Here is a 13,122-nt window from a genome sequence, read left to right on the forward strand (position 1 = left end):
GTCCGCGGGGTCACGATCTGGTGTCAGCGCACGAAGAAGCGTTCCCCGGCGGACGTCCGTGACTGCCAGCCGACACGTTCGAGTTCCGGTGTCTCCGAGTCGTGCGCGGGGTAGCCGATACACAGGTAGGCGACCAGCTTCCAGGACGACGGTACGTCGAGTGCCGCGGTCACCCGATCGGGTTCGATGATGGACACCCACCCCACCCCGACGCCTCGGGCCCGCGCCGCCAGCCAGAGTGTGGAGATCGCGGTGACGACCGAATACTCCAGCGTCTCGGGCACTGTCTGTCGGCCGAGTCCCCGGCCCTGCTCGACACCGGGCTCGCAGAATACGGCGAGGTGGACGGGAGCGTCGTCGAGACCGGCGAGCTTGAGCGACGAATACAGCTGTGCGCGTTCGCCCGTATAACCGTCCAGTGCGTCGGCGTTGCAGCGAGTGAAGCTGTCGCGCACTGTTTGCCGGGCTTCGGTGGACCGGACCTCGACCCAGCGCCACGGTTGGCTGTTGCCCACGGACGGAGCCAGTTCGGCTGCGTCGAGGATGTCGGGGAGCACGTGGGGTTCGAGTGGTTCGCGGCGGAAGCAACGGACGTCGCGTCGCCATCGGAGTAGTCGGTCGAGATCGCCGACGAACGCATCGTCGAATGTTCCGTCGTCCATCGGTTGTCGAGCCTAGTCGGGCTGCTGTGAACGGTGGTGCACAACCGCGAGGTCATCCACAGATCGGCTGTGTGAGTGGTTCGGCGCCGCGCGCCACGCGTGTTCCCGGCGAGACTGTGCCCATGTTGGGGCAAACACAGGCGGTGGGGCTCAATGCCTTTGTCGCGCAGGTCGTCGACGTGCAGGCGAGTGTGAGTTCGGGTCTGCCGGGGTTCGCGGTGACGGGTAATCCGGATTCGTCGGTTCGGGAGGCGCGGGATCGGGTGCGGGCTGCGATCAAGAACTCCGGGTTCAGTTTTCCCGAGTTGAAGGTGACGGTGGCGTTGTCGCCGGCGGACATGCCGAAGATCGGTCCGGGGTTCGATCTGTCGATGGCCGTGTCCATTCTGGCTGCCACGCAACAGGTGTCGGCGGAGAAGTTGTCGTCGACGGTTTTTCTGGGCGAGCTCGGTCTGGATGGCACCGTGCGGCCGATCCGCGGGGTGTTGCCGGCGGTGATCGCGGCGCGGCAGGAGGGGTATCGACGGGCGGTGGTGCCGATCGAGACCGTCGCCGAGGCGGCGCTCGTCGAGGGGATGGACGTCGGTGGAGCGAGCAGTCTGAAAGAGGTGACGCAGTGGCTGGCGGGTGACCACGTGCTCGACACGGTGCATGCGGCGGCGACGACGCACGCGCCGCCGGTTCCCGACATGGCCGACGTGGTCGGGCAGCACGAGGCCCGGCACGCGCTGGAGATCGCCGCCGCGGGAGCTCATCACGTCCTGATGACCGGATCGCCGGGGATCGGCAAGACGATGCTCGCGCGGCGGCTGCCGGGCATTCTGCCGTCGCTGGGTCTGGAGGACTCGTTGGAGGTGACGGCGATCCATTCCCTGGTGGGGGAGTTGTCGCCCGGACGTCCGCTGATCACCGAACCGCCGTTCGTCGCCCCGCACCACAGCTCATCGATCACAGCCCTGCTCGGTGGCGGTACCGGTTTCGCCCGGCCGGGCGCGGCGTCCAAGGCGCATCGAGGAGTGCTGTTCCTCGACGAGTGCGCCGAGATGAGTGTCAAGTCGCTCGAATCCCTGCGGGAACCCCTCGAGGACGGCGAGGTCCGGGTGCCCCGGCGTGACGGCATGGCGGTCTATCCCGCGCGCTTTCAGCTGATCCTCGCGGCGAACCCGTGTCCGTGCGCGCCCGCCCACGACGTCGACTGCGTCTGCACGGCCGTCGTGCGGCGGCGCTATCTGGGCAAGCTGTCCGGACCGCTGCTGGACCGCGTGGACATCCGCGTGCGGATGGACCCACCGGGCAACACCGCGCTGATGAGCGGTGCCGGGGAGTCGAGTGCCGACGTCCGCGCCCGCGTCACCGCCGCACGCGCCACCGCGATCGAGCGGTGGTCGGAATTCGGGTGGCGCACCAATGCCGAGGTTCCCGGGTCCGCGCTGCGGCAGCGGTTCCGGCTGCCGCCCGACGTGCTGCGGCCCATCGAACTGTTCCTCCGAGACGGCCGCGTGACCGCCCGCGGTGCCGATCGCGCTCTGCGGCTGGCATGGACCCTCAGCGATCTGAGCGGGTCCGGGCGTCCCGTCGAAGACGATGTCGCACAAGCACTTCTGTACCGAGACCGAGGAGCGACCTGGTGATCTCCGCCCATCCGTCGGAACCCCGGTCGCCGGAATCCATCGCCTGGGCCTATCTGGCGCGGGTCGCCGAACCGCCGTGCGCCGCGGTCATCGCGCTCGTCGACGACATCGGTCCGGTCGAGGCGGCCGCGGCGATCCGCCGACGCACCGTGCCCGGCGGCCACGAGGCGGTGCTCGCCGCCACTGATGCCCGGAGCGAATCCGACTGTGCGATCGATGATCTGGACACCGCCGAGCGGATCGGTGCGCGCCTGGTGACCCGTGCCGATCCGGAGTGGCCGGCCTGGTCGCTGCTGGCGCTGGGGCAGGCCGACACGGCCGCTCGTGGAGGTGAACCGCTCGCCCTGTGGGTGCGCGGTCCGGCCCGGCTCGACGACCTCGCCGCTGCGTCGGTCGCGTTGATCGGGTCCCGTGCCGCGTCGTCGTACGGCGAACACGTCACGCAGACGCTCGCGTCGGGGTTGTCGGCCCAGGGTTTCGCGGTGCTGTCCGGCGGGGCGTTCGGCATCGACGGCGCCGCTCACCGCGCGGTCGTCGCGGCGGGCGGGGTGACCGCGGCGGTGATGGCGTGTGGGATCGACCGCGACTATCCGGCGTCACACTCGTCGCTGCTGACCGCGATCGCGCGTACGGGCGCGGTGATCAGCGAGTACCCGCCCGGGACGACAGCGGCGAAACATCGATTTCTCACCCGGAACCGACTGGTCGCCGCGATGAGCGGCGCGACCGTGGTCATCGAGGCCGGGCGACGGTCCGGCGCGGCGAACACTGCGGCATGGGCGCGCAAGCTCGGCCGGCCGCTGGGAGCCGTTCCCGGTCCCGTCACCTCGGCGACCTCGGTGGGATGCCACCGGATGATCGCCGACGAGCTCGCCGTGCTGGTGTCCGACGTCGCGTCGGTGGTCAACCTGGTACGACCCGACGGTGGGGGCGACATCGGCCGCGGCCGCGCGAAACCGACCGACGCGCTCGACGCCGAGCAACTACGGGTCCACGACGCCATTCCCGGCCGGGGTGGAGTGGGGATCGACGAGATCGCGTTCGCCGCCGGCCTCGACATCGGAACCGTCCGCGCGGCGCTCGCGCACCTCGACATCAAGGGGTATGTGGAGAACGTGGACGGACGATGGCGGCTGGCGTGACCTCAGCGGCGGGTGAGGACGTCGATGATGACATGCAGATCCTCGACCGTCGCCTCGTTCAGACGGCCATGAGCATGGACGTAACCGATTCCCGCGTACAGAAGCGTCGTCGCGCGAGCGTGTGCCTCGGCCTCCGAGAACCCGAGTTCGCGCATGGCCGAGATCGCGATCGAGAAGATCCGGCAGTCGAGTGCATCGACCGAGTTCGCGATCGACTCGTCCGTCTGGGCCCAGCGGCGCAGGGCGGACTCCATCGCCCAGCGGCGAGGATCCGACAGCAGGCGCGCCATCCCTTCGACCCGTTCGACCGGTGGTAGGGCTTCCAGTGCCTCGATCCGGTCGGCCGCCGCCGACTGTGCCCGTCGGCAGTGTTCGGCGAGCGCGGTCTTCAGCGCCCCGATGTCGGTGAAGTGCCAGTAGAAGCTGCCCTTGGTCACACCGAGGCGCGCACTGAGGCGCGAGATCTTGAGGGTGTCGATCCCGTCGTCGACCAGGATCTGGGTCGCGGCCTCCAGCCAGTCGTCCACACTGAGCCGCGAGCCGCGGCGCGGGGTGGACTGGTCCACGGGCTGATCCGGCATGGAGTCACCTCTGGTCGGGTCTCGCGACGTCTGACTTTAGGAATGGCAAAGTCTCGAATTCACATCGCTTGATCGATAGAAAACCTTACAACCGCGGATGGGTGGTTCGCCGCTCTAAAGCTAAGGGTGGCCTAATCTCGTAGGCGTAGGGTTGACCCGAAAGGGAGGTTCGATGGCGAAACGCGTGAACACGATGACGGTGCTACGGAGAGAGCGGATCAGCCCGCATTTCGTACGCCTGTACCTGGGCGGGGAGGGGTTCGACGACTTCCTACCGGCGCTGGGCAAGTCCGGGGAACCCGACACCGACATGTATGTGAAGTTCGTCTTCGCCCCGCCGGGTGTCAGCTATCCCGAACCGTTCGATCTCCAGGAGATCCGTACGAACGAGGCGCCCGAGCGGCAACCCGTGTTGCGTACCTACACGGTGCGCCGGATCGACGCGGAGGCCCGCGAGCTCGTCGTCGACTTCGTCGTGCACGGCACCGAGGGCATCGCCGGCCCCTGGGCGGCCTCGGTGGAGCCGGGCGAGACGATCCGCTTCATCGGGCCGGGCAGTGGCTACCGTCCGCGATCCGATGCCCCCTGGCATCTCATGGCGTGCGACGAGGCGGGTCTCCCCGCGGTGGCCGCCGCACTCGAAGCCCTTCCCGCCGACGCCGTCGCCAAGGTCTTCATCGAGGTCGCCGGCCCCGACGACGAACTCGACCTCGACGCACCCGCCGGGGCGCAGGTCTCCTGGGTGCACCGCGGCGGACCCGCGGCGGACGTCGACGATTCGCTCGCCGGTGACAACGGCCCGCTGATCGCGGCCGTGCGCGCGACGGAATGGCTCGACGGCGAACCGCACGTGTTCATCCACGGAGAGGCGCAGGCGGTCATGCACAACCTGCGTGCCTACATCCGCAAGGAACGCGGCGTGAGTGCGGCCAACGCCTCGATCTCCGGGTACTGGCGGCGCGGCCGGACCGAGGAGGGGTTCCGGCAATGGAAGGCCGACCTGCGGGCCGAGGAGGAGGCCGTCGGCGCCCAGGGCTGAGGCCCACAGGCCGGACAGGCACCGATTCGGCCACGACGCCGCGTGTGCGGTTGCACTCGGGTGCCCGACGGGGTGAGGTCGTGACCATGCTCGACGACTTCGCCGATCACCTGCGCCTGGAGAAAGGGCGCAGCGAGCACACGATCCGCGCCTATGTCGGTGGGGCTCGCGCCCTCGTCTCGTTCGCCGGTGCCCGCGGAATCGCGGTGGCCGACATCGATCTCCCGCTGCTGCGGGCCTGGCTCGCGGAACTGACCCGGCGCGGCGCCGCGCGCACGACCGTGGCCCGGCAGGTCTCCGCGGCGAAGACGTTCTGCGCGTGGGCGGTCCGCGAGGGCTACCTGGCGGCCGACCCGTCACAGCGGTTGAAGGCTCCCAAGGCGCACCGGACCCTGCCCGCCGTACTGGCCCCCGCCCAGGCAGAAGCCGCGATCGCGGCCACCGGAGTGGATCGTGCCCCCGACGACCCGATCGCCCTGCGGGACCGGGTCATCCTGGAGTTGTTGTACGCCAGCGGAGTTCGAGTGGGGGAGTTGTGCGGGCTGGACGTCGGCGACGTCGACGCCGGGCGACGGGTGGTGCGGGTGATCGGCAAAGGCGACAAGGAACGGTCGGTCCCCTACGGAGAGCCCGCCGCACGCGCGATCGACGCCTGGCTGCGTTCCGGACGCCCGGCCCTGGTGACCGACGCGTCCGGACCAGCCTTGCTGCTGGGTGCCCGCGGGGGACGGCTCGACCAGCGGATGGCGCGCTCGGTCGTGTCACGCGCGGTCGAGGCGAGCGGAGGCCCGGCGACCGGGCCACACGGACTCCGGCACAGCGCCGCCACTCATCTGCTCGAGGGTGGTGCCGACCTGCGCGTCGTCCAGGAACTGCTCGGACACTCGTCGCTCGCCACGACGCAGATCTACACGCATGTGAGCGTCGAACGTCTGCGTGCCGTCCATCGACAGGCGCACCCGCGAGCGTGACCGCCGTCAGTCGACCGGTTTGAGCCGGACGCGCACGGCCCCGAGCAGACCCAGCGGGTCCAGGTAGTCCGCCGCACGTCCGCTGCCGCGTCGGGCGCCCCAGTGCAGGCAGGCGGGCACCGGGCATCCCGGATGACCGGTCGTCACGGTCCCGATGACCTCACCCCGCGAGACGTGATCACCCGCGTCGACACTCGCCTCCACCGGCTCGTACGTCGTGGTCACGCCGTCCGGATGGGACACCGAGACCACCGGCCGGCCGGCGACCGTTCCCGCGAAGCGCACGCGACCGGCGCCCGCCGCGCGGACGGTCTGGCCGGGCCCGGCCGCGAGGTCGACGCCCCGGTGGCCGGGTTGCCATCGCTTCTCGGGCTCGTCGTAGGCGGTCACCACGGTGGGCCGGGGCGACAACGGCGCCGCGTACCCACCGACGGACGCAGCGGCGGGGACCGGACCGACGACGCAGAGGACAATCGGCAGGAACGCGGCGAGGACACGCGGTGATCGGGATGGCACGCTGATTGGACGCAGCGGAAGCCGGATGGGATCCGCCCACAACCGTCTCCGACTGCATCACCACAACCGTCTCCGACGTGGTCGAAGGCGTTTTGGTGTTCCATCCGTCGCGGCGTAAACTCTCCCACGCACCTCATCGCCCGTTGATGAGGTGACTTCGCGCGCCTGCACTCAGGTCTGTGACGCTCCGGGCTTTGACGCCCTGACCAGCGCAGTCGAGAAACACACGCCAAGTGAGCAGTCCCGGAACGGCCCATGCCGTCTCGGGTGGCACTCGGCCGCAGGCGCCAGGGTCGGTACCGACGGTACCGACGACAACTGCGAGAAAAGGACGATCATGGCTGTCGTGACCATGAAGCAGCTGCTGGACAGCGGCGCACACTTCGGGCACCAGACCCGCCGTTGGAACCCGAAGATGAAGCGATTCATCTTCACCGACCGCAACGGCATCTACATCATCGATTTGCAGCAGACGCTGACCTACATCGACAAGGCGTACGAGTTCGTCAAGGAGACCGTCGCCCACGGCGGCACCATCCTCTTCGTCGGCACCAAGAAGCAGGCACAGGAATCGATCGCGGCGGAGGCGACCCGTGTCGGCATGCCGTACGTCAACCAGCGCTGGCTCGGTGGCATGCTCACCAACTTCTCGACCGTCCACAAGCGCCTGCAGCGCCTGAAGGAGCTCGAGACCATGGAGCAGACCGGCGGTTTCGAGGGACGCACCAAGAAGGAAATCCTCATGCTCACGCGTGAGAAGAACAAGCTCGAGCGCACCCTCGGCGGTATCCGCGACATGGCCAAGGTTCCGTCGGCCGTGTGGGTCGTCGACACCAACAAGGAGCACATCGCCGTCGGCGAGGCGCGCAAGCTGAACATCCCGGTCATCGCGATCCTGGACACCAACTGCGATCCCGACCTCGTCGACTACCCGATCCCGGGCAACGACGACGCCATCCGCAGCGCAGCACTGCTCACCCGCGTCGTGGCCTCGGCCGTGGCCGAGGGTGTCCAGGCCCGTGCCGGCGCCGCCAGTGGCGACGCCAAGCCCGAGGCCGGCAGTGGCGAACCGCTGGCAGAGTGGGAGCAGGAACTGCTGACCCAGGCTGCGGCACCGGCCGGCGACGCCGCCGCGACCGACGCCCCGGCTGCTCAGTAGTCCCGACTGCTCGCAGTCCGGTCCCCAACACTTTCTCTAAGGAGGCTCGCCGACGATGGCGAACTACACCGCAGCTGATGTGAAGCGTCTCCGTGAGCTCACCGGCTCTGGAATGCTCGACTGCAAGAACGCGCTGGCCAACAACGACGGCGATTTCGACAAGGCCGTCGAAGAGCTGCGTATCAAGGGCGCCAAGGACGTGGGCAAGCGCGCCGAGCGCTCCACGGCCGAGGGCCTGGTCGCGGCCAAGGGCGGCGCGCTCATCGAGATCAACTCCGAGACCGACTTCGTCGCGAAGAACGGTGAGTTCCAGCAGCTCGCCGATGACATCGTGAACGCGGCGGCCGCGGCGAAGACCAACGACCTCGACGAGCTGAAGAAGGCTCCGCTCGGCGACGGCACCGTGGACGAGGCCGTGGCGGCTCTCTCGGCCAAGATCGGCGAGAAGCTCGAACTCCGTCGCGTGGCCTACTACGACGGCCCGGTGGCCGTGTACCTGCACAAGCGTGCCTCTGATCTGCCTCCGGGCGTCGGCGTGCTGGTGTCCTACACCGGTGAGGGCGAGGCCGCCGAGGAGGCCGCTCGCGGCGCCGCGATGCAGGTCGCCGCGCTCAAGGCGCGCTACGCCACCCGCGACGAGGTCCCCGCGGACGTCGTCGAGAACGAGCGTCGTATCGCCGAGCAGACGGCCAAGGAGGAGGGCAAGCCCGAGCAGGCCCTGCCCAAGATCGTCGAAGGTCGCGTCAACGGCTTCTACAAGGACGTCGTGCTGCTCGACCAGGCCTCGGTCCAGGACTCGAAGAAGTCCGTCAAGGCCCTGCTCGACGACGCCGGTGTGACCGTCAAGGCCTTCACCCGGTTCGAGGTCGGCCAGGCCTGATCGAACGCGTTCCACATCGCCCCGTCTCCGTCCAGGAGACGGGGCGATGTGCGTTCACGGGGTCCGTCGCGTCCGCAGAGCGGCGGCGAGTGCCCCGATCGCCACGGCGACGAGACCCAGCATCATCAAGGTCGTCTTCAGCGCGGCCAGGAAAGTCCGAGCGGTCACCGACCGGGCCGCATCCTGAGTCCAGGGCCGTGCCTGCGCGGCGACCGCAGGCGACGTCGGTCCGCCCGCGCAGGCGGGCGCCGGTCGCTCCGGATGTGCGGACCGCAGCTGATCGCTCGCGCAGGATGCGAAACGATCGGCGACCGCCCCGTGCAGCACCGGGCGAACCGGTGACTCCGACAGCGACGCAACGAGTTCGGCTCTCACCGCCGGAACCGTCTCGCTCGTCTGGCCGGCGACCTGACCGAAGAAGAAGAGGGTGACGACCGCCAGCCCGATCGAGGCGCCGATCTGCTGAACAGTGGGGATCGTCCCGGTTGCCGTGCCCACCGTGGCTTCGGTCGTGTCGGACAGGATCACGGCCTGCAGCGGTGCGATGAACACACCCGTCCCCAGACCGCCGAGTACGAGGGGACCGAGGATGCCGGGCACCGGCAGGGTCTCCGCAGCCGGTTCGATGATCATCGCGAGCCAGACGAATCCGGCTCCGACGGCGACGGATCCGGCCATCAGGGTGTGCGGTGCGGTGACGCGGGCGACCACGCGTGGTGAGGCGAGTGAGCCGACCGCGGCGCCGATCGCGAAGGGCAGGGCCAGCATCCCGGTCCGGAATGCCGAGTAGCCGAGTCCGAACTGAGCCGAGATCGACACGGTGAAGAAGAACCCGGCGAACACGCTGAAGAACAGGAGCGACAGGAGAAGCCCGACCGCGAAGCGGCGCGAGGCGAACAGCCGTGGTCGTAACAGGGGAGTGCCACCGCGGGCGTCGACGCGCACCTCGTGAAGAGCGAACAGCGTCAACAGGATTCCGGCCGTCCCGATCATCGCCCACAGGATCGGGGGCCACCCCAACTCGCGTCCGAGGGCCAGCGGGTACAGCAGCAGGAACAGCGCCGTCGCCGACAGCACCACACCCGGGACGTCCACGCGTCCCGGCGTCGGCTCGCGCGCGTCGGGTAGGCGGCGGTGGGCGAGCAGGCACGAGAGCAGGCCGAGCGGGACGTTGACGAAGAAGATCGCGCGCCAGCCCCATCCGAGAACGTCGGCGTCGACGAGGAAGCCGCCGATCACCGGACCGAGGATGGCGGCGATACCGGCGACGGCCCCGTAGACGCCGAAGACCAGTCCGTGGCGCCTCTTGTCGAACAGGGCCGCGATGAGAGCCAGGGTCTGCGCGGACATGAGCGCCGCACTCACGCCTTGTATTCCGCGACAGGCGATGAGTTCAGCAGGACCGGTCGCCACACCGCACAGCACCGACGTCACGGTGAAGGCCACCATCCCGACCACGAACATCCGCCGGCGTCCGACACGCGCCCCCAGTGTCGCTGCGGTCAGCAGGGTGCACGCGAACGACAGGGTGTACACCGTCAGCACGAGGAGTTGCTGCGACGTCGACGCGCCGAGATCCCGCGCGAGATCGGGCAGAGCGATGTTGACGATGGTGGTGTCCAGCATCTGCATGAACACCCCGAGCAGGCATCCCGCGAGAGCCGCCCAGGCCCCCGGACGATCGCGCAGAGCGCCCGTCGCCTCCCGGCCCGCCGCGGGGCCGGCGGTCACGGTGCGAGTGCCGGCAGCGAGGGTCGGTAGTCGCCCAGGTCGGCAACCGCGGACATCACCGCGACGAATCGTTCGACATACTGCGTGACGGACTCGCGCGCGATCTCGGTGTCGGGGTACAGCAACGTGATCGAGGTCTGGCCGGAGAACCGATTGACCCACATGTACACCTCTTCGCTGCTACCGCGATTGCCGAAGAGGCACCCGTTCCCGGCTTCGAAGATCTCGACACCGGGTAGTTTGCGGACGTCGATGTAGGACACCATCGGCACCGCCCAGCCGGACCGGACCGCGATCTCGTCGGCGGGTTCCACGAGTTCGAGAACCCGGTGAAACGAGATGTCGGTCAGTTCTTTTCCGGACTCGTAGCTGCGCGCAGCCTCCGGCGCCAGGGAGCGGAACGTGGTGTCGTCGTCGACGGTGAGAGGAACGGGGATCAGGCTCGTGAACCAGCCCACCGACTTCAACTCCGCGGCGCCCGATCTCGTGCTCTTCGGCGTCATCCCGAAATACTCACTTCGACCGGTGAATTCGGCGTACACGAGGGCGGCCGCCGTCATGATCCCGGCAATCATGTTGGCGCCCAGATCGCGACAGATCTGCTCGAAGCGCGCGGCGGTCGGCTCGTCGAACAGGGTCGAGTTCACGATCGCGCTGCGCGTGTAGGTCTGCGCGCCGGTGCCGAGCGGCAACGGGAAACCGGGTAGTCGTCCGCCGTTGGCCTGCACCAGGTCGATCCAGCGCTGGACATGCGGTGAACGACGGGTCAACTGACGCGACACGGCGCGTTCGCGCGCGCAGTAGTCGAGATAGCTGCCGACCGGGGGCAGCTCGGCGTCGCCGCCGAAGGCCGCATTCATGTAGAGGGTCAGCAGGTCCACGCAGGTGATGGCCTGGGAGATCCCGTCGGTGTTGAGATGGTCGGCCGCGGCGTAGAGGGTGAACCCGCCTTCCCACTCGATGGCGCCGAAGGTGAAGCAGTCCCAGTTGAACGGCCCCGAGGTCTCGTCCTGCACGTGCGTCCGCAGCTGCGGGGCGTCGCGGTCTCCGTATACGACCGGAATGAGTTCGACGGCCTCCGGGGGCACGAGATGGCGGAGGACCGAACCGTCGTCCTCCATCGAGAACCACGACCGGAAACTGTCGTGGCGCCGCACGAACTCGTTGACCGCGCTCGTCATGGCGGACACGTCGAGTGGGGCCGAGACGTCGAACGCCATCAGGCAGAGCCGCGCGAAACGGAACCCCGCGGACTCGTTGCGCCACGCCACACGCAGGTACTCCTCCTGCTGGTGGGACGGTGGGGAGGGATGCACAGGAGCCCGATCGGCATTTGTCACCGAAGCGAGGGAGGCCACCCAGCTGGTCAGGTGACCGGGACGGGGCTCCCATTCCTCGATGAGGCCGAACTTCATCATGTGTGCTCCTCGATTCGCCTGCGGGAAAGTGGATCCGGCGACCGACGCACGAAAGATGTCCGAGGTGTCCCCGACGGTGGAGCGGCCGACCGGGACGCACCCTACCGCACGGTAACCTCGACGGCCGGGGAAACGGGACAACCGTGGTGCGATGAGACGTTGTATCAGTCCCTGTCTCTCTGTCTCATCGAATGCCGTTGCGGTGCTGGACGATTGACCCATGTGGACATCGGGCGGCGCGTCGGGCACACTGCCGGGGTTACGCGTGTGACGCCGGTCGCACCCGAATGAAGGCGAGGGGTATGGACGACGGGTCTGCCAACAGGGACCGACCGGGGAACCTGCACATGACGGTGCGGACCGCGACCGTCGTGATCGCGCTGCTCGCTGCGACACTCGGGCTGGCGGCGCCCGCCGCCGCGACACCCGCGCCCGCTCGCATCGTCGGCGAGACGGTACAGCGCGGGGGTGAGATCGAGGTCGCCGTCCGGTCGGTGGCGATGCGTCGGGTGGTCCCGGTCAAGGTGTGGCCGGCCCGCGGACAGGGGCCCGCCCCGACGCTCTACCTCCTCAACGGCGCGGCCGGCGGGGAAGGTGGGAGCAGTTGGTTCGACCGGACCGACATCCGGACCTTCTTCGCCGAAGAGAACGTCAACGTCGTCGTCCCGATGGGCGGCGCGGCGAGCTACTTCACCGACTGGCAGCGGTCCGACCCCGTGCTGGGGCGGCAGAAGTGGGCGACCTTCCTCACCGAGGAGTTGCCGGCAACGATCGACCAGCGCTTCGACGGCACCGGACGCAATGCGATCGCCGGGATCTCGATGGCGGGCACGTCGGTGTTCCAGCTGGCCCTGCATGCGCCGTCGGTCTATCAGGCGATCGGCTCGTTCAGTGGCTGCGCCCAGACCAGCGATCCACTCGGACAGGCCGTCGTCCGGATGGTCGTCGAGGGCCGCGGCGGTGCGAACACCCTGAACATGTGGGGACCGCCCGATGACCCCGCGTGGCGTGCCAACGATCCGTACCTGCATGCCGAGGCGTTCCGGGGTATGTCGATCTACGTCTCGAACGGATCCGGGATGCCGGGCCGGTACGACACCCTCGACGGCCCCGGCATCGAGGGTAACGGCTCCAAGCTGTTCGACCAGATCGCGGTCGGGGCGGTGATCGAGACCGCCACGGCGCAGTGCACGAGGAACCTCCAGCGGCGGATGCGCGACATCGGTGTGCCGGCGACGTTCCACCTCTACGAGGGCGGGACCCATGCGTGGCCGTACTGGCAGGACGAACTGCATCGTGCCTGGCCGCAGTTCGAGGCGGCCCTACGCGGCTGAATCCCCAGGGCACCCTCGCGCGGCGCGCACGACGCGTATCGCGGGTCGGTTCCGGTGA

Annotated in this window: 12 protein-coding genes; 7 read left to right on the forward strand and 5 right to left on the reverse strand. The window is 68.9% G+C overall.

Annotated features, from left to right (window positions below; genetic code table 11):
• Nucleotides 1–23: 23 nt before the first annotated feature.
• On the reverse strand, nt 24–662 hold the full coding sequence (gene bluB, locus FFS52_RS07760; RefSeq protein WP_137809345.1) for a 5,6-dimethylbenzimidazole synthase: 639 nt from the start codon (nt 660–662) through the stop codon (nt 24–26).
• A gap of 122 nt (nt 663–784) precedes the next feature.
• On the opposite strand from bluB, the gene FFS52_RS07765 reads away from it, so the two are divergent.
• Nucleotides 785–2,293 carry a YifB family Mg chelatase-like AAA ATPase gene (locus tag FFS52_RS07765; protein WP_137809346.1) on the forward strand — a complete coding sequence of 503 codons (1,509 nt, stop codon included), beginning with the start codon at nt 785–787 and terminating at the stop codon, nt 2,291–2,293.
• Nucleotides 2,293–3,435 (forward strand): DNA-processing protein DprA, encoded by a 1,143-nt coding sequence (gene dprA, locus FFS52_RS07770; RefSeq protein WP_137809372.1) that lies wholly within the window; start codon nt 2,293–2,295, stop codon nt 3,433–3,435. Before FFS52_RS07765 ends, dprA begins: the two co-directional genes overlap by 1 nt.
• Nucleotides 3,436–3,437: 2 nt before the next feature.
• Here dprA and FFS52_RS07775 read toward each other — a convergent pair whose 3' ends face one another.
• A complete protein-coding gene (locus FFS52_RS07775) occupies nt 3,438–4,016 on the reverse strand; it encodes a TetR/AcrR family transcriptional regulator (RefSeq protein WP_065628982.1) in 579 nt (192 codons plus the stop codon).
• A gap of 172 nt (nt 4,017–4,188) precedes the next feature.
• Here FFS52_RS07775 and FFS52_RS07780 point away from each other — a divergent pair, with 172 nt between their 5' ends.
• Together FFS52_RS07780 and FFS52_RS07785 are read left to right on the forward strand one after the other, a co-directional pair.
• Nucleotides 4,189–5,055 carry a siderophore-interacting protein gene (locus FFS52_RS07780; RefSeq protein WP_137809347.1) on the forward strand — a complete coding sequence of 289 codons (867 nt, stop codon included), beginning with the start codon at nt 4,189–4,191 and terminating at the stop codon, nt 5,053–5,055.
• 86 nt (nt 5,056–5,141) lie between these two features.
• Entirely contained in the window at nt 5,142–6,026 is an 885-nt protein-coding gene (locus FFS52_RS07785; protein ID WP_058250297.1) for a tyrosine recombinase XerC, read from the forward strand.
• A gap of 6 nt (nt 6,027–6,032) precedes the next feature.
• On the opposite strand, the gene FFS52_RS07790 is transcribed toward FFS52_RS07785, so the two are convergent.
• Nucleotides 6,033–6,500: a M23 family metallopeptidase gene (locus FFS52_RS07790; RefSeq protein ID WP_249356200.1), complete on the reverse strand. Its 468-nt coding sequence runs from the start codon at nt 6,498–6,500 to the stop codon at nt 6,033–6,035.
• Between the two features lie 379 nt (nt 6,501–6,879).
• Between FFS52_RS07790 and rpsB the strand changes: the two genes are divergently transcribed.
• Entirely contained in the window at nt 6,880–7,701 is an 822-nt protein-coding gene (gene rpsB, locus FFS52_RS07795) for a 30S ribosomal protein S2 (protein ID WP_058250093.1), read from the forward strand.
• A gap of 55 nt (nt 7,702–7,756) precedes the next feature.
• Nucleotides 7,757–8,581: a translation elongation factor Ts gene (gene tsf / locus FFS52_RS07800; RefSeq protein ID WP_058250094.1), complete on the forward strand. Its 825-nt coding sequence runs from the start codon at nt 7,757–7,759 to the stop codon at nt 8,579–8,581.
• Nucleotides 8,582–8,635: 54 nt separating this feature from the next.
• Here the strand turns inward: tsf and FFS52_RS07805 are convergent, their stop codons facing one another.
• Nucleotides 8,636–10,213 (reverse strand): MFS transporter, encoded by a 1,578-nt coding sequence (locus FFS52_RS07805; RefSeq protein WP_137809374.1) that lies wholly within the window; start codon nt 10,211–10,213, stop codon nt 8,636–8,638.
• A gap of 95 nt (nt 10,214–10,308) precedes the next feature.
• Entirely contained in the window at nt 10,309–11,730 is a 1,422-nt protein-coding gene (locus FFS52_RS07810) for a condensation domain-containing protein (protein ID WP_065628979.1), read from the reverse strand.
• 302 nt (nt 11,731–12,032) lie between these two features.
• Here FFS52_RS07810 and FFS52_RS07815 point away from each other — a divergent pair, with 302 nt between their 5' ends.
• Nucleotides 12,033–13,064, forward strand: a complete 1,032-nt coding sequence (locus FFS52_RS07815; RefSeq protein WP_137809348.1) for an alpha/beta hydrolase family protein — start codon at nt 12,033–12,035, stop codon at nt 13,062–13,064.
• The last annotated feature ends 58 nt before the right edge of the window (nt 13,065–13,122 follow it).

The organism is Gordonia sp. ALPHA1B1 (genome assembly GCF_005502615.1).
In the GTDB taxonomy this organism is placed as follows: Bacteria; Actinomycetota; Actinomycetes; order Mycobacteriales; family Mycobacteriaceae; genus Gordonia; species Gordonia hongkongensis.